Annotated in this window: 17 protein-coding genes and 2 pseudogenes; 9 read left to right on the top strand and 10 right to left on the bottom strand. The window is 67.1% G+C overall.

Annotated features, from left to right (window positions below):
• Positions 1-6 precede the first annotated feature (6 nt).
• Both Q7V45_RS00445 and Q7V45_RS00440 read left to right on the top strand, forming a co-directional pair.
• Positions 7-411 carry a hypothetical protein gene (locus Q7V45_RS00445; RefSeq protein WP_304845221.1) on the top strand — a complete coding sequence of 135 codons (405 nt, stop codon included), beginning with the start codon at positions 7-9 and terminating at the stop codon, positions 409-411.
• A gap of 8 nt (positions 412-419) precedes the next feature.
• Positions 420-767 (top strand): outer membrane protein, encoded by a 348-nt coding sequence (locus Q7V45_RS00440; RefSeq protein WP_304845218.1) that lies wholly within the window; start codon positions 420-422, stop codon positions 765-767.
• 430 nt (positions 768-1,197) lie between these two features.
• Here the strand turns inward: Q7V45_RS00440 and Q7V45_RS00435 are convergent, their stop codons facing one another.
• The 5 genes from Q7V45_RS00435 to Q7V45_RS00415 form a co-directional block, all read right to left on the bottom strand.
• On the bottom strand, positions 1,198-2,205 hold the full coding sequence (locus tag Q7V45_RS00435) for a DUF808 domain-containing protein (RefSeq protein ID WP_304845215.1): 1,008 nt from the start codon (positions 2,203-2,205) through the stop codon (positions 1,198-1,200).
• A gap of 306 nt (positions 2,206-2,511) precedes the next feature.
• Positions 2,512-2,751, bottom strand: coding sequence for a hypothetical protein (locus Q7V45_RS00430; RefSeq protein ID WP_304845212.1), 240 nt, complete (start codon positions 2,749-2,751; stop codon positions 2,512-2,514).
• Between the two features lie 12 nt (positions 2,752-2,763).
• The gene (gene cysD, locus Q7V45_RS00425; RefSeq protein WP_304845209.1) at positions 2,764-3,660 is read right to left on the bottom strand and encodes a sulfate adenylyltransferase subunit CysD; all 897 of its coding nucleotides are present in this window, start codon (positions 3,658-3,660) and stop codon (positions 2,764-2,766) included.
• Positions 3,657-6,062, bottom strand: coding sequence for a YbcC family protein (locus Q7V45_RS00420; protein WP_304845206.1), 2,406 nt, complete (start codon positions 6,060-6,062; stop codon positions 3,657-3,659). Before Q7V45_RS00420 ends, cysD begins: the two co-directional genes overlap by 4 nt.
• Before the next feature lie 26 nt (positions 6,063-6,088).
• Complete coding sequence (locus Q7V45_RS00415) at positions 6,089-7,660, bottom strand: proton-conducting transporter membrane subunit (RefSeq protein ID WP_304845199.1); 1,572 nt, start codon at positions 7,658-7,660, stop codon at positions 6,089-6,091.
• Positions 7,661-7,765: 105 nt separating this feature from the next.
• On the opposite strand from Q7V45_RS00415, the gene Q7V45_RS00410 reads away from it, so the two are divergent.
• From Q7V45_RS00410 to Q7V45_RS00400, 3 genes are read left to right on the top strand one after another with little or no spacing between them, the layout of a single operon-like run.
• Positions 7,766-8,638 carry a LysR family transcriptional regulator gene (locus Q7V45_RS00410; protein WP_304845196.1) on the top strand — a complete coding sequence of 291 codons (873 nt, stop codon included), beginning with the start codon at positions 7,766-7,768 and terminating at the stop codon, positions 8,636-8,638.
• A 32-nt stretch (positions 8,639-8,670) separates the two neighbouring features.
• A complete protein-coding gene (locus Q7V45_RS00405; protein WP_304845193.1) occupies positions 8,671-10,206 on the top strand; it encodes a cryptochrome/photolyase family protein in 1,536 nt (511 codons plus the stop codon).
• Positions 10,203-10,379: a DUF2256 domain-containing protein gene (locus tag Q7V45_RS00400; protein ID WP_304845190.1), complete on the top strand. Its 177-nt coding sequence runs from the start codon at positions 10,203-10,205 to the stop codon at positions 10,377-10,379. The genes Q7V45_RS00405 and Q7V45_RS00400 overlap by 4 nt, the downstream gene beginning before the upstream one ends.
• A 241-nt stretch (positions 10,380-10,620) precedes the next feature.
• On the opposite strand, the gene Q7V45_RS00395 is transcribed toward Q7V45_RS00400, so the two are convergent.
• Both Q7V45_RS00395 and Q7V45_RS00390 read right to left on the bottom strand, forming a co-directional pair.
• Complete coding sequence (locus Q7V45_RS00395; RefSeq protein WP_304845187.1) at positions 10,621-11,046, bottom strand: type II toxin-antitoxin system VapC family toxin; 426 nt, start codon at positions 11,044-11,046, stop codon at positions 10,621-10,623.
• The gene (locus Q7V45_RS00390) at positions 11,046-11,288 is read right to left on the bottom strand and encodes a type II toxin-antitoxin system Phd/YefM family antitoxin (RefSeq protein ID WP_304845183.1); all 243 of its coding nucleotides are present in this window, start codon (positions 11,286-11,288) and stop codon (positions 11,046-11,048) included. The genes Q7V45_RS00395 and Q7V45_RS00390 overlap by 1 nt, the downstream gene beginning before the upstream one ends.
• A 160-nt stretch (positions 11,289-11,448) precedes the next feature.
• On the opposite strand from Q7V45_RS00390, the pseudogene Q7V45_RS26995 reads away from it, so the two are divergent.
• From Q7V45_RS26995 to Q7V45_RS00380, 3 genes and pseudogenes are all read left to right on the top strand, one after another.
• Positions 11,449-12,450: pseudogene (locus tag Q7V45_RS26995) on the top strand (ABC-F family ATP-binding cassette domain-containing protein); the annotation flags it as partial.
• A pseudogene (locus Q7V45_RS26990) lies at positions 12,448-13,119 on the top strand (NAD-dependent epimerase/dehydratase family protein); the annotation flags it as partial. The pseudogenes Q7V45_RS26995 and Q7V45_RS26990, both read left to right, overlap by 3 nt.
• A 29-nt stretch (positions 13,120-13,148) precedes the next feature.
• The gene (locus tag Q7V45_RS00380) at positions 13,149-14,084 is read left to right on the top strand and encodes an NAD-dependent epimerase/dehydratase family protein (RefSeq protein WP_304845177.1); all 936 of its coding nucleotides are present in this window, start codon (positions 13,149-13,151) and stop codon (positions 14,082-14,084) included.
• A 19-nt stretch (positions 14,085-14,103) separates the two neighbouring features.
• Here the strand turns inward: Q7V45_RS00380 and Q7V45_RS00375 are convergent, their stop codons facing one another.
• The 3 genes from Q7V45_RS00375 to rfbC all read right to left on the bottom strand — a co-directional run bounded on the left by Q7V45_RS00375 (position 14,104) and on the right by rfbC (position 16,583).
• On the bottom strand, positions 14,104-15,063 hold the full coding sequence (locus Q7V45_RS00375; RefSeq protein WP_304845174.1) for a hypothetical protein: 960 nt from the start codon (positions 15,061-15,063) through the stop codon (positions 14,104-14,106).
• 69 nt (positions 15,064-15,132) lie between these two features.
• Positions 15,133-16,029 (bottom strand): dTDP-4-dehydrorhamnose reductase, encoded by an 897-nt coding sequence (gene rfbD, locus Q7V45_RS00370; protein ID WP_304845172.1) that lies wholly within the window; start codon positions 16,027-16,029, stop codon positions 15,133-15,135.
• 2 nt (positions 16,030-16,031) lie between these two features.
• The gene (gene rfbC, locus Q7V45_RS00365; RefSeq protein ID WP_304845169.1) at positions 16,032-16,583 is read right to left on the bottom strand and encodes a dTDP-4-dehydrorhamnose 3,5-epimerase; all 552 of its coding nucleotides are present in this window, start codon (positions 16,581-16,583) and stop codon (positions 16,032-16,034) included.
• A 90-nt stretch (positions 16,584-16,673) separates the two neighbouring features.
• Here rfbC and rfbA point away from each other — a divergent pair, with 90 nt between their 5' ends.
• Positions 16,674-17,561 (top strand): glucose-1-phosphate thymidylyltransferase RfbA, encoded by an 888-nt coding sequence (gene rfbA, locus Q7V45_RS00360; protein WP_304845166.1) that lies wholly within the window; start codon positions 16,674-16,676, stop codon positions 17,559-17,561.
• Positions 17,562-17,640: the final 79 nt, after the last annotated feature.

Below are 17,640 nucleotides of genomic sequence, written 5' to 3'. Positions count from 1 at the left end.
CCGCAGATGAAAAGCCGGCTGATTTCCCTGTTAGCCCTCATCTGTTCGCTCGGCGCGAGCCCGTGCTTCGCGTCGGACACGACGAGCGAGCCGGGCGTCTACATCGGCGTGTTCGGCGGCGCCGGCACGGCCTCGTCGATGAGCGCGCGGCAGGAAGGGGGCTTCTACCTTCCCGGCCCCTTGAACACGCGCGTCGGTGTCGATGCGCAGGGCAAGACCGGCGGCGAACCCGTTGGCGTGCTGGGCCTCCAGGCGGGCTACGAAGGGAAGCGCCAGACCTTCGGGCCATCGGAATGGAGCCTGAAGCCTGCCGCCGAGCTGGAGGGCCTCTACATCGGGCAGCAATCGCCGGTCGGCGACATGCCCATCAACCCCGGCGTGCTGGGAACGCAGTACGTCACCCTCCCCTGACCGTCGGCGTGTTGCTCGCGAACGCGGTCTTCACCGTCCAGACGCCTTATTCCAGCAAGATCTTTCCCTATCTCGGCGTGGGCGCGGGCGTGGCGCGCGTCTCCATCCAGGGGGCCAATTCGACCAATCCCAGCGAGCCCGGCATCAATCATTTCGACTCAGGACCGGATGCGTCGGCGACGGCCTTCGCAATGCAATTCAAGGCGGGCGTGAAAGGGGAGGTGGCCAGGAACCTGCTCCTGTTCGCCGAATACAGGCACCTGTCCATCAATCCCACGCAGTACACGTTCGGCGAAACGCTTCCCCCTCACTTGCCGACGGATTCCTGGACGGTGGGCCTGGGGCGGCAATCCTGAAACCTGTTCGTTGGTGGGCTGCAGGTTAGGTTCTGAATGGCATGACTGTACGTCATCTCCTGCAACGCGCGAGAAGTTACCCGTCATTTGATTGCCGACCTTTTTGGCCAGGACGCGCTCAAACACGTTACGCAAGACAAGAAAGAATTCTTGGGCATGGCTTGAGAATAGCGCTTGGCGCCGCGTTTCGCCGAGCCTTCGCTTATCGAGGGGCGACAATTGGCTCCAGCTGCGGCTTGCCTCGCGGCGTCTTCCCGGTGAGTGCAGCCTCCTTAATTGCCTTCGATAACATCTGTAAGCCGGCTGAGCGGATACCTGAGGCCTTAATTCCTCGCCCGCATGCCGCCCATCCGCGACCTCATCCTCGTCCTCCGCGACCGGCTGAGCACTGGCAATGGATTTCTGCCTCGCCGAGAATCGCTTGCCGCCGTCAGGCCCGGCCTCTCGACAGCATCCGGCGGCCCAGCGGTTTGACCCGGCGCCAGAGCGGCGACAGCACGCGGCTGGTCAACGGGATCGCCAGCAGCCCGATGACAAGTCCGGCCACGCCGAAGCCGGCGGCTTCCACCCCCCAGGCGACGAGCGGCTTGGCCACGGGAACGGCGCACGCGACGGCGGCGCCGGCGTCGTGCAGCATATGCGTCGGTCCGCCAAGGCCATAGGCGTCGAGGCCGTGCAGGATGATGCCGCCGCCGACCCAGATCATCGCCGCCGTGCCGATCGCCGCGAGCGCCTTCAGGAGATGCGGCATGGCCCGCACGATCGCGCGGCCCGTGACGCGCAACGGCGCGGCAAGCGCCGATGCCGGCGACAGCCGGGCCAGCGCCAGGCCGAAATCGTCCGCTTTGACGATCAGGGCCACGGCGCCGTAGACCGCCGCGGTGATGCCGACGGCCACGACGGCGAGGATAATCGCCTGTTTCAGCCAGCCGCCCGCGGGCAGGGCGGCCAGCGTGATCGCCATGATCTCGGCCGAGAGGATGAAGTCGGTCTTGATGGCGCTCGCGATCTTCTCATCCTCGAGGGTCTGCGCATCGAGGGCGACCGGCTCGATCGTCGCCTCGTGAGCCTGCGCCGCGTGCGGGAAAACGACTTCGTAGAGCTTCTCCGCGCCTTCGTAGCAGAGGTACGCCCCGCCGATCATCAGAAGCGGCGTGATCGCCCCGGGCAGCAGGAGGCTCAGGGCCAGGGCCGCGGGGAGGAGGATCAGGAGCTTGTTGCGCAGCGAGCCGAGCGCGATCCGGCCGATGATCGGCAGCTCGCGCGCCGGGCTGAACTCGGTGACGTAGCGTGGGGTGACGGCCGTGTCGTCGATGACCACGCCGGCTGCCTTGACGCCGGCCTTTGCCGACTGTCCGGCGATGTCGTCGATCGACGCGGCGGCGAGCTTCGCCAGGGACGCGATGTCGTCGAGCAGCGCCACGAGACCGCCGCTCATGGCCGCACTGAACGCCGAAGCGACCGGGGAGAGCAGCCCACGGGGCCCGTCACTGCCATTTCGAGATTTCCTGTTTTGCCAAGGGGCTCGGCGGGCCGCCGGGATGACTTGTTATGCCAGCCCTTGCTGAGTTTGACTCTCTATATGGGTCCGCAAGGAATTCCAAATGCAGCCCGTCATCTCGACCGGAGCACCGAAGGTGCGGAGTGGAGAGATCTTCTCTCCAACAAAAGCCGGCGAATCGTCGAGAGAAGGTCTCTCCGCTCCGCGCTGCGCGCTCCGGTCGAGACGACGGCTTTTGCCCGCTCAATCCTTCCTCTGGCCGTCCGTGTCGGTCTCCGCCTCCAAACGAAACAAACGAATCCGGGCATCGCAGTCGTTGCGCAGCAGCAGGGTCAGGATCTCCAGCTCGTTCAGCACCTCGACCGGATCGCGTTGCCGGGCGCCCCGGAGCGCGTCCTTCAGCCAGGCGCTCGTGCTGGGGTGCGCAAGGACCCAGGCGATGCGTTGTTCGTTCGTCTTCAGCGCGTCATCGGGCGGCGGCATGGGCGTCCTCCGTCAGAAATAGCCCTGGCGCTTCTGGTTCTCGAGCGAGCCGGCGTCGCCGATGCGGCCGCGGCGCTCGGAGGCTTTTGCTGTGAGGGTCTCGGCGACCACCTCGGTGAGGGTGTTGGCGTGCGAGGGCTCGGCGGCCGTCACGGGCCAGCAGCCCAGGGTGCGGAAGCGGACGGTTTCGCGGGCCGCCTCTTCGCCCGGCCGCCAGCGCATGCGCGCCGGGTCGTCGACCACGATGCGCAGCCCGTCGCGCATCACCACGGGGCGCTCGGCGGCGAGATAGAGCGGCGCCAGCTCGATCCGGCGCGCCAGGATGTAGAGCCACAGATCCTGCTCGGTCCAGTTGGAGAGCGGGAAGGCGCGGATCGACTGGCCGGGCGAGAGCCGCCAGTTGAAGGCGCGCCAGGGCTCGGGGCGCTGCGCGCGCGGCTCCCAGCCATGGCTGGCGCTGCGGACCGAGACGATGCGCTCCTTGGCCCGGGTCGCCTCCTCGTCGCGCCGGGCGCCGCCGAAGATGACGTCGAAGCCGCCTTCCGTCAGCGCCGCCTTCAGCGGCTCGGTGCGCATCACGGTCGTGTAGACGTCGCCGTGGTCGAACGGGTTGATGTTCTCCGCGCGGCCCTGCTCGTTGGCGTGGACCAGCAGACGGAATTCGTGCTTTTCCGCGAAGGCGTCGCGGAAGGCCAGCACGTCGGCGAACTCCCAGGTCGAATCGATGTGGAGCAGGGGGATCGGCGGGCGCGCGGGATAGAAGGCGCGCAGCACCAGATGGGCCAGCACCGTCGAGTCCTTGCCGCCGGAGAAGAGCAGCACGGGGTTGCGCGATTCGGCGACGCCTTCGCGCAGGATGTGGATCGATTCCGATTCGAGCGCGGCGAGATGGCGGGGAAGGTCGGTCATGCGATTACCCGTTCCGGTTCGTGTTGAGTCGTCGGTTCACCGGTCGCAGCCTCCCAGCCGAGGTCGCCGGCATAGCGCCAGGTCCTGCGGCCCTGGTCGTCGAGCGCGAACAGGTGCAGCCAGCGATTGTCGAACAGCGCGCGCACCTCGGGGTGCCGCTCCAGCACGTCCGCGATGGCTTCCCGCGGCGCCTCGATCAGCACGGACAGCCGCAGCGGTTCGTGCGTCAGCGCCTCGCCGTCATGGACCGACTGCCAGGGCAGTCCGACCCGCAGCAGGCCGCCATTGCCCTCGACCACGCCGATCCCGCCCGTGACATTGTGCAGGAGCTTGTTGCCCGCGCCGAACATCTCGGGCGCGACGCTCGATCCGTAATATTGCAGGCTGATCCAGCTGGCGACGACGACCGGCGCCGTCAGGATCAGCTCCAGCACGCCGAAGCCCTCGTCGCGCCGCCAGTCATAGTCGTGCAGGAAGGCGCGGCCCGCGAGGTCGCGCCCCGCGGTGCGCGCGCGCGGCGCGGCGATGAAGGCGTTGCAGCCGGCCAGCCCCCATTCGGGCCGCAGCTCGGCCCAGTCGCGGGCGCGGCGCGGGATGTCCTCGCCGTGCGCGGCCCGGGGCAGGCGCAGCGCCCGTTCGCCCCGCGCCAGCAGGCCGGCCGATTTCAGCCAGCGCCCGGCCTGCGCCAGGTCGTTCGCATGGGCGGCGGAGGGGTGGTCGTCGGCGTAGATCGTGACCGCGTCGGTCGTGGTGTCGTGCAGGGCGCCGAGGAACAGCGTGTCGTCGGGGATCGCGATGCCCTGGGCGGCGAGGCCGCTGCGGATCTCGCGGTCGTTGAGCAGGACGGCGAGCAGCCGGGCGTTCACTTCGCCGGAATAGCCGCCGCAGGCGCCGCAATGCAGCGCGCTGGCATGCGGGTTGTTGACGACGTTGGCGCCGTGTCCGGCCAGCAGGACCAGCCGCGCGAACCCCTCGGTGAGCGACATCGCCTTGAGCACGCTGGCGGCCATCGCCAGTCTCGTTTCGTGATCCAGGCTCTCGGCCGGGCGCGGTGCCGGGTCGTTCGGCGCCGTATGCCGCTTCAGCGCCAGTCCGTCGGACAGGAGCTTCCCGACATAGAGCGGACCCGCGGCCTCGACGAAGGCGAAGGAGGAGATCGCCGCCAGCTTGAAGCGGCCCCAGGCGCGCTGCGCGCGGGCCGCGATCCGCGCCGTCCGGTCGGCGCTTTCCGTCGCGGGAGTCGCGGTGCCGGAGCACGTCAGCAGCGTCGGCGCGAGCAGGACGGGGAGGCGGTCCTCGACCACGTCCGAGGCGAAGCGGCGATGGCCGAGCCGCAGGCCGAAGAAGCCGGCGAAGCCCAGGGTCCGGATGGCGGGATCGACGCTCTCCAGCGCCCGCCGGAACACTTCCGACCGCACGTCGATGCAGAAGGCCATCTGGAGTGCCGGGCGACCGGGGGCCGCCGGCGCCGACGGCGTCGCGCCGAGAAGGGCGTGCAGCCGCCGCTGCGCGGCGCGTTCGGCCGCCTCCTGCAGGATCGCGTCGACGACATCTTCCGGGGTCGGGGCGGCCGGCTCGGCATGGTTGGCGATGGCGGCCTGCCACTGGGGTTCGAGCGCGCCGCCGTACTGGCGAAGGAGCGCCGCCTCCCAGGTGATCCGGATGGCGAGCAGGTCGGTCACGGCGCCGTTGGTCCCGCCGCCCAGCTCCGCCTGCCAGAGCCGGTAGCGGGCGACCTGGGCCCAGCCGCCGAGCGTCGTCAGCAGCCGGTGGAAATAGCTCTCCAGCGCCGGCCCGCTCAGGCCGAGGCGGGCGACGCAGTCCTCCAGCGCGGCCCCGGCATCGGCGGGGGCATCGGCGACGGTCTGGGCAAAACCCTCGAGGCCGACGATTTCCGGCGTCAGGTCGTGGGTGGCGACGGCCCGCCAGGCCGCGTAGGCGCCGCGCGCCGGGCCGCCGATCCACAGCGCCTGGCCCTGATCGAAGTAGGCGGAGGCAAAGTGGCTGATCCGCTCCTCGACGAGGCGCGGCCAGTCGATCGCGGAGAGGTCGCGCGCCAGCTCGGCGACGGTCGGGATCGCCTGCGAGGCCGGACGCTCGGCCGCGGCCGCCTGCTTCAGCGCCGCGAGCGTCTTCGGGCGCTGGCCTTGGGGCGCCGCGTCGAAGGCGGCCTGCAGATCCGCGTCGGCGATCTCGCCCGACCGCAGCCGCGCCGCGTACCAGCTGCGCGGCATGGTGAGCGCGATGCCGGCGGTGCGCCGCAGGCGGGCGGACGCGGTCGCCAGCGGTTCGCCGGTCTGGCCGAGAAACGGGTTCACGGCGACGCTCGACGCGAGCGGCCAGAGCGGCGGGATGGCGCGCGCCGCCCGGTCGGCGGCCTGCAGGATCGTGGTCGTCGTCATGGGACTGGGTCCTTGCGGTCGGGGGATCACGGCGCCTTCGACACCGACCAGCCGCCGAGCAGCCGGTCGATCGTGGCGTTGACGTAGAGGCCGTTGGAGAGGTGGACGCGCAGGCCGGTGGCGGCGGGGTGCGTCGCCCACAGCGGGAAGAGCGCCTGGGCGACGGCGACCAGCCCGAAGGTCAGCACCGCGAGCGCCATCAGGGTCCATTCGAGACGGCCGGGTGCCGGCGTCGCCGGCAGTACGCCGGCGGTCAGCCATTCGGCCGCGGAATGGAGCGCGAAGTATCCGATCGCGGCGGCGCTGGCGTAGAGCGCGGTCCGGCGGGTCAGTTCACGCGGCGCGGCATCGGCCAGCCCCTGGGCCAGCAGGTAGGCGACGCCGAAGATCAGGATGGTGCCCAGCGCCAGCGCCTGCGGTGACTTGTGGTCGAAGCCGAAGGCGAGGCTGAACGCGGTGCCGATGGCGGCATAGATCGCCAGCGCGATCAGGAAGGCGCGGCCCACGGCAAGCCCGTTGGGAACCGCGACCGGTCCCGGCCGGCGAATGGCCGCCACCTGCTCGACGGCGCCGCCGGAGGCCAGGAAGGCGTGCGCCTTGTAGAGCGAGTGGGCGACGATGTGGAGCAGCGCCAGTGGGAACAGCGCGAGCCCGCACTGCAGCACCATGAAGCCCATCTGCGCCACCGTCGACCAGGCGAGCGAGGTCTTGACCGCGGGCTGGGTCAGCATGACGAGGGCCCCGAACAGCGCCGTGAAGCCGCCGACCATCGCCAGCACCGCGAGCACGCCGGGGGCGGACAGCATCAGGTCGGCGAAGCGGATCAGCAGGAAGCCGCCGGCATTGATCACGCCGGCATGCAGCAGGGCCGAGACCGGCGTCGGCGCCTCCATGACCTCGGTGAGCCAGCCGTGGGTCGGAAACTGCGCCGATTTCAGCACCGCGGCGAGCGCCAGCAGGGCGGCCGCGACGATGCCGGCCCAGGTCGCGTCGCCGCTCCGGGCCATCGCGTTGATGTTGGCGATGTCGCTCGTACCGAAGCTCGCCCAGACGAGGACGGACGCCAGGATCAGGGCGGCGGCGCCGATCATCGAGAACAGGGCCTTCTTGCGCGCCGCGCGCCGGGCCGCCGCGCGCTCCGGGTAGAACAGGAGCAGGCGGTGCAGCGCGACCGCGGTCGCGATCCAGGCACCGACCAGTTGCACGAGATTGCCGGCCTGGACGAGGAGGAGGACCGCAGCGAGCGCCGCGCAGAGCCAGCCGAGGAAGTAGCCCTGCCGCGCCTCGCCATCGAGGTAGGTGCGGGCGTAGCGCACGACGATCCAGCCGACGAAGGCGACCAGGAGGAGCATGGTGGCGCTCACCGCGTCGAGCCGGACCGACAGGCCGATGCCGCCAAATCCGATGAGCGCGCTGGTGCCGGCGCCGCGTACGATCAGGAGCGCGAGGGACAGGATCGCGATCAGCAGCGCCCCGAGCGCCGCGCCGACAGCAAAGACCGGCACCAGGCGCGGCCGCTGGCCCGGTCGGACGAACCCGAGGAGGGCGGCAACGAGCAGCAGGAGGGGCGCGGCGAGCGGCAGCAGGGCGTACGACAAGGGGTCACCAGAGGTCGGAGAGGGCGTGCGCCCGCCTTATGGCTCTCCCCGATGGTTCAATAAAATGCATTGTATGAGTTAAATCGTTCGATAAAATCGAACGTCATGCAGTCGCTGAACTACAACCACCTTCGGTACTTCTGGGCGGTCGCCCATGACGGCAACCTCACCCGTACCGCCGAGCGGCTGAACCTCACGCAGTCGGCGCTCTCGGTGCAGATCCGCAAGCTCGAGGAGCGTCTCGGGCATGCGCTGTTCGAGCGGCGCGGGCGGCAGCTGCATCTCACCGAGGCGGGACAGATCGTGCTCGACCATGCCGATGCGATCTTCGCCACCGGCGAGGAACTTTTAGGCACGCTGCGCCAGACGGGTGTCGCGCGACAGGCGCTGCGCGTCGGCTCGCTCGCCACCCTGTCGCGCAACTTCCAGATGGAGTTCCTGCGCCCGGTTCTCGGCCGCACCGACATCGACCTGATCCTGCGCTCCGGCGGCGCGGCCGAGCTGCTGCGCGCGCTCGAGGCGCTCAATCTCGACGTCGTGCTACTCAACCGGGCGCCAGCGGGCGACGCGCTCACTCCGCTGGTCACCCATCGCCTGGCCGAGCGTCCGGTCAGCCTGGTGGGCACGCCGGATCGCATGCGGTCCGCGGCCGGTCTGGCGGAACGACTGCACAAACATCCGATCATCCTGCCGACCGTGGACAGCAGCGTGCGCACCGGCTTCGACGCGCTGGCGGATCGCCTGGGGGTCCGGCCGCAGATCGTCGCGGAAGTCGAGGACATGGCGATGATGCGTCTTCTCGCCCGCGAGGATATCGGCCTCGCGGTGCTGCCCCCGATCGTGGTCAAGGACGAGATCGCGGCCGGCGTGCTGGTGGAAGGCGAACAATTGGCGGGGATCGTCGAGACCTTCTACGCCGTCACCATGGCGCGGCGGTTCCCCAATCCTCTCGTCCGGCTTCTCCTGACCCCGCACTGAACCGGGCAGGGGCCTCGCCCGTATCTGCCTGCATGTCGATGGCGCCCATCCGCAACCTCATCCTCGTCCTCGGCGACCAGCTGACGCCCTCGATCACCAGCCTCGCGGGCGGCGATCCGGCGCGGGACCTCGTGCTCATGGCAGAGCTTGGGGACGAGGCGCGCTATGTGCGCCATCACAAGAAGAAGATTGCCTTCCTGTTCTCCGCCATGCGCCACTTCGCGGCGGAGCTGCGCGGGCTCGGCTGGACGGTCGAGTACGTGACGCTTGATGCGCCCGACAATCGCGGCTCCTTCACCGCGCAGCTGGGCGAGGCCATCGCACGTCACCGGCCCGAGCGCGTGGTCGTCACCGAGGCGGGGGAGTGGCGGGTCCGGCAGATGCAGGCCTCCTGGGCCGAGCGGTTCTCGCGGCCGGTGGACATCCTGCCGGACGAGCGCTTCCTGTGTTCGTCCGCCGACTTCGCGCGCTGGGCGGCGGGACGCAAGCAGCTGCGCATGGAGTATTTCTATCGCGAGATGCGGCGGCGCAGCGGGCTGCTGATGGACGGCGACGCGCCCGCCGGAGGGCGCTGGAACTTCGATGCGGAGAACCGCAAGCCCGCCAAGGCCGATCTCTTCATGCCGCGGCCGCCCGTGTTCGAGCCCGATCCCGTCACGCAGCAGGTGCTGGCGCTGGTCGAGGCGCGGTTCGGCGATCATTTCGGCGATCTCGCGCCGTTCGGCTTTGCCGTCACCCGAAGCGATGCCGAGGCGGCGTTCGACGCCTTCGTGGCGCGCGCGCTGCCGAAGTTCGGCGACTACCAGGACGCGATGCTGACGGGCGAGCCGTTCCTCTATCACGCCGTCATGTCGCAGTATCTCAACTGCGGCCTGCTCGATCCGCTGCGCGTCTGCCGCCGGGTCGAGAGCGAGTGGCGGGCGGGCCGGGTGCCGCTGAACGCGGCGGAAGGGTTCATCCGGCAGATCATCGGCTGGCGCGAATATGTCCGCGGGATCTACTGGCTGAAGATGCCGGGCTATGAGCGCAGCAACTTCTTCGGCCATGCGCGTAAGCTGCCTGACTTCTACTGGACGGGCGAGACCCCGATGGAATGCCTGCGCGCGGCGGTGAGCCAGACGCGCGAGCACGCCTATGCCCATCACATCCAGCGGCTGATGATCACCGGCAACTTCGCGCTGCTGGCCGGGATCGATCCGCACGCGCTGCACGAATGGTATCTGACGGTCTATGCCGACGCCTACGAGTGGGTCGAGCTGCCGAACACGGTGGGTATGAGCCAGTTCGCCGATGGCGGCCTGCTCGCCTCCAAGCCCTATGCGGCGAGCGGCGCCTACATCAACCGCATGTCCGACTATTGCGGCGGCTGTCCCTACGACGTGAAGCAGCGGACCGGGCCAGAGGCCTGCCCCTTCAACGCGCTCTATTGGGATTTCGTCTCGCGCCATCGGGCGAAGATCGGCAGCAACCCCCGCATGGCGCAGATGGTTCGCACCTACGACAAGTTTCCGGCCGAGGAGCAACAGCGCATCGCCGACAGCGCCGCCGCCTTCCTGGCCGGCCTGTGACCGCGAAGCGCTACACCAAGTCGACCTTGCCGCAGAAAATCTGCGCCGCCTGCGGCCGACCCTTCGCCTGGCGCAAAAAGTGGGCGCGCGACTGGGACCAGGTGAAGACCTGCTCCGACCGCTGCAAGGGCGAGCTGAGGCGCAAGGCGCCGGCGGCGGGGCGGGTGTCTTAGGATCTTTCCGGGCGACCCGTCGTCCCGACCGGAGCGAAGCGAAGTGGAGGGACCTCTTTTCCTCGGTTTGACGACCTTTGGTGAAAAAAAGGTCTCTCCACTCCGCGCTGCGCGCTCCGGTCGAGACGACGGGATCCAATAGGCGATTCCCCCTAACGATCTTCGACGGTCGATCACGTCATAAAGAATTCAGTCCCGGGTCCAGTCTTCGAGCGCGAGGCCCCGTTGGTGACGAGCGTCCTTACTGCAGCAGCTGCGTGGGAACACCGAGAGCCGGGCCCGCCGTCGCAAGTCGCTGATCGAGCGTCTGCACCGTGGCGCCTTGCGCCGATGCCGTCGCGAGGTGCAGGGCACCGCCGGCGCGCAGCCCGAGCGCCTGCTGGTCGACGAATTTCGCCGCCGTCCGGAAATGCGCGCTCGTGACCGGCAGAACGGTGAAGCTCTCGGCAACGAGCTTGTTGAACAGGGCGAGCACGGTGGCCCGCTGGGCCAGATCGATCTGTCCGGTCCGCACCTTGATGGCCATCGCGGAGGACATCTCGGTCAGCGTCCAGTCGCTGATCAGAAGCTGCGCAGGGTCCTGCTGTGCCAGCCAGGCCTGCGTCCGCGCGGTCATGGCCTCGTTGGAAAGCGCGGCGACGATCAGGGAGGTGTCGAGATAGAGCATCAGTAGCGGTCGCCCTCCCGCATCGCCGACACGAGGTTCGCGGCATCCTGCCCCTGCGGGGGCAAGGTCGCGGTGAGGGCCTGGAGCAGCGCCGCGTCGACCCGCTTGCGCGGCCTCTCGGGTGCGGTCAGCCGCGCGACCGGCTTGCCCCGGCGGGTGATGTCGATCGAGTCCCCGGCCTCGACCCGGTCGACCAGTTCGCTCAGGTGGGCCTTGGCTTCGGCGAGCGTGATGGTATCCATGACCTGCTCCTGACCATCTAGATGGTCATGTAGCGTGGATGAGCGGCTGATTCCAGAGCCGCCACGGACGTTCTCGGCTCTCTGCGCGCTACCGTCATCTGGACCGACGGCATTCCCACCGATACTACCGCCGGCTCCCTCCCGCGCACCCCCGGTCCCCATGATTCGCCTCGACAACATCAGCAAGCAGAACGGCCACCAGATCCTGTTCATCGACGCGTCGATGGGCCTCCAGAAGGGGGAGAAGGCGGGGCTGGTGGGGCCCAACGGCGCCGGCAAGACGACGCTGTTCCGGATGATCTCGGGGCAGGAACAGCCCGATGACGGCCAGGTGACGATCGATGCCGGCATGACCATCGGCTATTTCAGCCAGGACGTCGGTGAAATGTCGGGCATGAGCGCCGTCGCCGCGGTCATGGACGGGGTCGGGCCGGTGAGCGCGCTGGCGGTCGAGATCGCCCAGGTCGAGGCGGCGATGGCCGATCCCGAGCAGGCCGACAACATGGACGCCCTGATCGAGCGCTACGGCGAGGTGCAGGGGCGCTTCGAGGAGCTGGACGGCTATGCGCTCGACGCGCGGGCGCGCGAGGTGCTGGCGGGGCTGTCGTTCAGCCAGGAGCGGATGGACGGCGATGTCGGGCTGTTGTCCGGCGGCTGGAAGATGCGGGTGGCGCTGGCCCGCATCCTGCTGATGCGGCCCGACGGCATGCTGCTCGACGAGCCCTCCAACCATCTCGATCTCGAAAGCCTGATCTGGCTGGAGGCCTTCCTCAAGAACTACGAGGGGGCGCTGCTGATGACCAGCCACGATCGCGAGTTCATGAACCGCATCGTCGGCAAGATCATCGAGATCGACGGCGGCACGCTCATCACCTATTCGGGCAACTTCGATTTCTACGAGGTCCAGCGCGCGCTCTCCGAGAAGCAGCGCCAGGCGCAGTTCGAGCGCCAGCAGGCGATGCTGGCCAAGGAAATGAAGTTCATCGAGCGCTTCAAGGCGCGCGCCTCCCACGCCGCCCAGGTGCAGAGCCGGGTGAAGAAGCTCGACAAGATCGAGAAGGTCGAGCCGCCGCGGCGCCGCCAGTCGGTGCGGTTCGAGTTCCGCGCGCCGCCGCGCTCGGGCGAGGACGTGGTGAGCTTCCGAGGCGTCCACAAGGGCTATCCGCCGGATCCCGGCAGCATCTACCACATGACCAAGACGCAGGACGCTCTGTTCTTCCAGTTCTACGCCAAGAACGACAAGCTGAAGATCACCGATCTGCATCAGGGCATCGTATGGGGGACACAGACTCCCGAGACGGTGCTCGACGAGAGACTCATCAACCGGTTCGACTACGATGGCGATTACGGGACGGTCCTCAACCGATTCCTGATGCAGGCGGCGGTGGGCTATCCCCTGACCGTGCACGGGACGGGCGGGCAAACCAGGGCCTTCATTCATATTCGCGATACGGTGAATTGTGTCCGCCGGGCCATCGAATCCCCGCCGGCGGCCGGTGATCGCGTCCGCATCATCAATCAGATGACCGAGACGCATCGAATTCGCGACCTTGCGGCGATCGTGCAGAGACTGACCGGCGCTGCCATCGAGAACATACCCAATCCGCGCAACGAGCTCGAGGAGAACGAGCTTCAAGTCTCGAACCCGAATTTCCACGCCCTGGGGGTCTCTTCGACGACTTTGGAGCGGGGCTTGCTCGAGGAAATCTCGGCAATCGCGCGCCTCTATCGCGACCGTGCGGATTTCTCGAAGATACCTTGCGCCTCATACTGGACGTCGGAGCGCGCGCGCATTGCACGCGAGCATTTCGACACGATCGCTGCCGAATAGAAGCGCTGATTTGGGCAGCGGTTCATCGCGTGGCTAGACAGAAGATCCTGATTACCGGTGGGCGTGGCTTCATCGGAACCAATTTGATTCGCCGGATCAGGGACAAGAGCCCGGAGACGGAACTCGTCGTATTGGACAACGGATCGATGACGGTGCCCGGACTGCCGGCAGACGCCACCATCGTCGATCAGGATGGCGATATCCGAGACATGGCCGCGGTGAGGCGTGCGGCCAGTGGCTGTACCGCGATCGTTCATCTCGCTGGCCAGACGCGCGTGGTTGAATCAATCCAGGATCCCGTTCTTGGTTTCGAGGTAAACGCGCGGGGGACACTGAACGTGCTGCTGGCCGCCCGGGAAGCCGGCATCGAGCATGTCGTGCTGGCTTCGACGGGGGGCGCCATGTTCGGCGATGCAGCCGGTCCCATTCATGAGGACATGCTGCCCATGCCGTCTTCTCCCTATGGCGCCTCGAAGCTGGCGATGGAAGGCTATGCGCACGCCTTCGCCGGGTCCTATGGTTTGCCGTCGGCCGTGATGCGGTTCGCCAACGTCTATGGGCCCTATTCGACGCGCAAAGGCAGCATCATCGCCCATCTGTTCCGTCAGATCCTGGCCGGCGAGCCGATCACCATCTACGGCGATGGAAGTCAGGCTCGGGACTTCGTTTTCGTTGACGACCTGTGCGACGGCATAGTCGAGGCAATGGACGTGAAAGCTTCCGGTATTTTCCACCTCGGTTCGGGAAGCCCGACGTCCCTCACGGAGCTGTTGGAGAAGGTTGGCCGTGTCATCGGGCCCGACTGGCCTCTCGAGGTACGCTATGCCCCCTGGCGTGCGGGCGAAGTCCGGCGAACCCATACAAGCATCGCCAAGGCCGCTAGAGCTTTTCGATACTCGCCGAAAACCGGACTGGAAGCGGGTCTGCAGGCAACATGGCAATGGTTTCTCGACCGGGAGAGATGACTGCGAGGTCGGCAGGCGATCAGTAGTTGTCGCTGTCGGGCAGGATTCGTTCGAAGAGCCCGACATAGGCGTCGCGCACGACCTCGGGAGCATGTCGTCGCCATATCTCCCGTTGCACGTCCGCCACATAGAGGTTGCGCCGCGCGGGATCGGCGATGAACTCGAGGGCACGATCCACGTCGAGCGTGGTGCTTACGGAAAATTGAGGATACCCGGCCGCCACGAGAATCTCGTCACAGGCCGGCGATCCGCTTGCCAGGGTGGGGACGCCCTGCGTCATCGCCGTCGCAAAGCGATTGGGGCTCTTGAAGGGCTCCGCTGGAGAGTGTGACACGATGCAAAGCGCCGCGGCGGCCAGTTCCGACCTGACGGTATCGCCGGACCACTCTGTGCAGAAATCGGCATAGGCCGGATAGCGGCGGCGGAGCGTGGACGGGTTGGTGACGAGGACCGGCTGATAGCCGTGCGCCGACCTGAGGTGATCGATCATCCAGCGCACGCTCTCGAAGTTGCCGCGCGTTGTATGGCCGAACCAGACGAAGCGTCGGGAATCAGCCGGGCTCGCAGGACCTGGCGTCGCGCCGTAGTCGACGAGTTCGGGCAGGTGCACGCACGGCTTCGCAGGGAACAATCTGTTGAGCTCGGCTTTCAAATGTGGAGTCGGGACGATCAGCACATCGGCGCGATCGATGACTTCAAGGCAGCGGCTTTGCGAATGCAGAACACCTTCGTCGGTCCTGAAGATGCTGTCCGTCGCGAAGAACCGATCACAGATGTCATAGACTACCACCTGGTCGCGATTCCTGTTGATCTCCTCGAGCGTCCGGTCGCTGCAGAGCTGGACGATGACTGCAATGTCGGCATCGTCCCTGTAGTCCAGTTCGACCTCCCAGCGCGGGTCGTGACGCATCAGGTCGACCACGCTCTTCGCCCTCAGGCGGGAGGTGGCGTACTGTTCCAGCGGATACCAGATCGGCACGAAGCAGACTTTAGGCACGAAGCATACCGTCGTTTATACCGTGATCGTTCCGAGCGATCAGATCAGGCGCTAGACGCCTGAAGCAGCGAGATCGTCCAGCACGGTGGTGAGGCCGACCGACCAGTCCGGCGTCGAGCGCCCCAGGACCTGCGACAGCTTTGACAAGTCGAGGCGCGAATTGATCGGACGCTGCGCCTTGGTGGGAAAGTCGGCCGTGCCGATCGCTGTGACCCGTTCCACTTTCAATGGAACGCCTCGCGCCCGCAGGCCTTCTACGATGGACGTTGCGAAGCCATGCCAGCTGGTGCTGCCCGCGGCGGCGACGTGGACGAGGCCGTCCGTGCGTTCGATGACCGAAGCAAGCCCCCCTGGCGACGCGCAGAAGGCCGCCAGCGCATCCGCAATGATGGCGGTCGACGTCGGGGCTCCGATCTGATCCGCGACGATGCGCAGTTCCTCGCGTTCCCGGGCCAGTCGCACGATGGTGCGCAGGAAGTTGCTGCCCGTCGGGGCATAAACCCACGATGTCCGGGCGATGAGATGGGGGCCGGCAACTTCGCGGATGGCGGCCTCGCCAGCCAGTTTGCTGGCGCCGTAAACCGAAAGCGGGCCGGTCTCGTCGCTTTCCTTCCAAGGGGTGCTTCCGCGGCCGCTGTAGACATAGTCGGTCGAGAAGTGCAGCAGCGGGACCCCTCGCCGGGCCGACCATTGCGCCAGGGCTCGCGGGGCTTCGGCGTTCACGAGGAAGGCGAGATCGCGTTCGTCTTCGGCACGATCGACCGCCGTGTAGGCGGCCGGATTCACGATGACGTCCGCCGCAATCTCGTCGAGACGCGATGCGATATCCTGCGGTCGTGTCAGGTCGAGAACCGAGCGGTCGGCGGGCACCACGGTTCCGAAGGCCGCCAGCTTCGTTGCCAGTGCCGATCCGACCTGACCCGTCACGCCGGTAACGAGAATACGCAACGTCAGCCCTCGTACCGGGGAAGGTTCGGTATCTCCGAGAGCAGGGGAGCGGCTGCGTCCTTGGCCGACACCTGGGGGGTGTCGACACGCCAATCGATGCCGAGCGCCGGATCGCACCACCGCACGGTGATCTCGTCAGTCGGGCTGTAGGGACCGTCGCACTTGTAGAAGAAATCAGCCGTTTCCGACAGGACGACGAACCCGTGCGCGAAGCCTCGTGGTACGAACATCTGCCGGCCGTTCTCCTCGCTGAGTTCCATCGCGAAATACTTGCCGAAGGCCGGGCTGCCGACCCGGACATCCACCGCGACATCGAGCACCGCACCTCGCAGAACGCTCACGAGTTTGCCCTGAGAGCGGGGATTCTGCAGATGCAGGCCGCGCAACACGTTGCGAGTCGATCTCGACAGATTGTCCTGCACGAACGGGCCGGGAACGCCTGCCGCCGCGTAACGCTCGGCCTGGAATGTCTCGACGAAGAAGCCACGGGCATCGCCGAACCGGCGAGGCTCGAAGACAATCACTCCTGGCAATGGCGCCTCGATTGTCCGCATGCCGCAACTGCTCCCAACACGTAACGTCCTTTTTATAGGAACGATTCTGGTCTAATGGCAAGGCGACGAACTGGCAGCGCGGGGCACTGGATGAAAGGCATTATTCTGGCGGGCGGCACAGGCAGCCGCCTCTATCCTGTGACGGCGGTGGTCTCGAAGCAGCTATTGCCCGTCTTCGACAAACCGATGCTGTATTACCCGCTTTCGACGCTGATGTTCGCGGGGATTCGGGAAATCCTCATAATCTCGACGCCGCTCGATATGCCGCTCTTCCAGAGGTTGTTGGGCGATGGAAGCCAATGGGGGCTGCGCCTCGAATATGCGGTCCAGGAGACGCCGCGCGGTCTCGCTGACGCCTTCATCGTCGGGCGTGACTTCATCGGATCGGATCGCGTTGCCCTGATCCTCGGCGACAATATTTTCTACGGTCACGGCTTGCCGGAAGCGCTGGCTGGCGCAGTGGCGCGAGAGGTGGGCGCCACGGTCTTTGCCTATGTCGTTGCCGATCCCGAACGGTATGGCGTCGTCGAACTCGACGCGCGCGGGCAGGCGATTTCGATCGAGGAGAAGCCCGCCCATCCCAAGTCGAATGCCGCGGTGACCGGTCTGTACTTCTATGACAATCGTGTGATCGATATTGCCGCGAGGTTGAAGCCCTCGCCGCGGGGCGAAATCGAGATTACCGATGTCAACCGTGCCTACATGGAGCGGGGCGAGCTCTTCGTCGAGGTTCTGGGGCGGGGGTTCGCCTGGCTCGATACCGGCACCCACGAAGCACTGACGGAAGCCAGCCAGTTCGTGCAGATTCTCGAGCAGCGTCAGGGACTGCGGGTTTCCTGTCCGGAAGAGATTGCCCTGCGATTGGGTTACATTTCGCTCGAGGCGTTTCTCAAGCTGGCGGCTTCCGCAGGGAAGAGCCGCTATGGTCAGTACCTGATGTCCGTGTATAATAGCTTCACAAGCGATAGACGGCTGTAGCCCGCCAAGGCCGGAATGGCAGCCGGTGGTCGGCGGCTTTAGCCGCCTTTTGTGCCGGTACGCATATTGCTAAAAGTCT

It is taken from the genome of Reyranella sp., assembly GCF_030651995.1.
Classification (GTDB): Bacteria; Pseudomonadota; Alphaproteobacteria; order Reyranellales; family Reyranellaceae; genus Reyranella.
The sequence above is the reverse complement of the archived record's forward strand: the minus strand, read 5'-3'. Positions and strand labels throughout refer to the sequence as shown.

What these genes read in the sequence shown, in the direction of transcription:
- Q7V45_RS00445 (WP_304845221.1), top strand. Translation starts at nt 7, where the DNA reads ATGAAAAGCCGGCTGATTTCCCTGTTAGCCCTCATCTGTTCGCTCGGC.
- Q7V45_RS00435 (WP_304845215.1), bottom strand. Translation starts at nt 2,205, where the DNA reads ATGAGCGGCGGTCTCGTGGCGCTGCTCGACGACATCGCGTCCCTGGCG.
- Q7V45_RS00430 (WP_304845212.1), bottom strand. Translation starts at nt 2,751, where the DNA reads ATGCCGCCGCCCGATGACGCGCTGAAGACGAACGAACAACGCATCGCC.
- cysD (WP_304845209.1), bottom strand. Translation starts at nt 3,660, where the DNA reads ATGACCGACCTTCCCCGCCATCTCGCCGCGCTCGAATCGGAATCGATC.
- Q7V45_RS00420 (WP_304845206.1), bottom strand. Translation starts at nt 6,062, where the DNA reads ATGACGACGACCACGATCCTGCAGGCCGCCGACCGGGCGGCGCGCGCC.
- Q7V45_RS00410 (WP_304845196.1), top strand. Translation starts at nt 7,766, where the DNA reads ATGCAGTCGCTGAACTACAACCACCTTCGGTACTTCTGGGCGGTCGCC.
- Q7V45_RS00405 (WP_304845193.1), top strand. Translation starts at nt 8,671, where the DNA reads ATGTCGATGGCGCCCATCCGCAACCTCATCCTCGTCCTCGGCGACCAG.
- Q7V45_RS00395 (WP_304845187.1), bottom strand. Translation starts at nt 11,046, where the DNA reads ATGCTCTATCTCGACACCTCCCTGATCGTCGCCGCGCTTTCCAACGAG.
- Q7V45_RS00390 (WP_304845183.1), bottom strand. Translation starts at nt 11,288, where the DNA reads ATGGATACCATCACGCTCGCCGAAGCCAAGGCCCACCTGAGCGAACTG.
- rfbC (WP_304845169.1), bottom strand. Translation starts at nt 16,583, where the DNA reads ATGCGGACAATCGAGGCGCCATTGCCAGGAGTGATTGTCTTCGAGCCT.
- rfbA (WP_304845166.1), top strand. Translation starts at nt 16,674, where the DNA reads ATGAAAGGCATTATTCTGGCGGGCGGCACAGGCAGCCGCCTCTATCCT.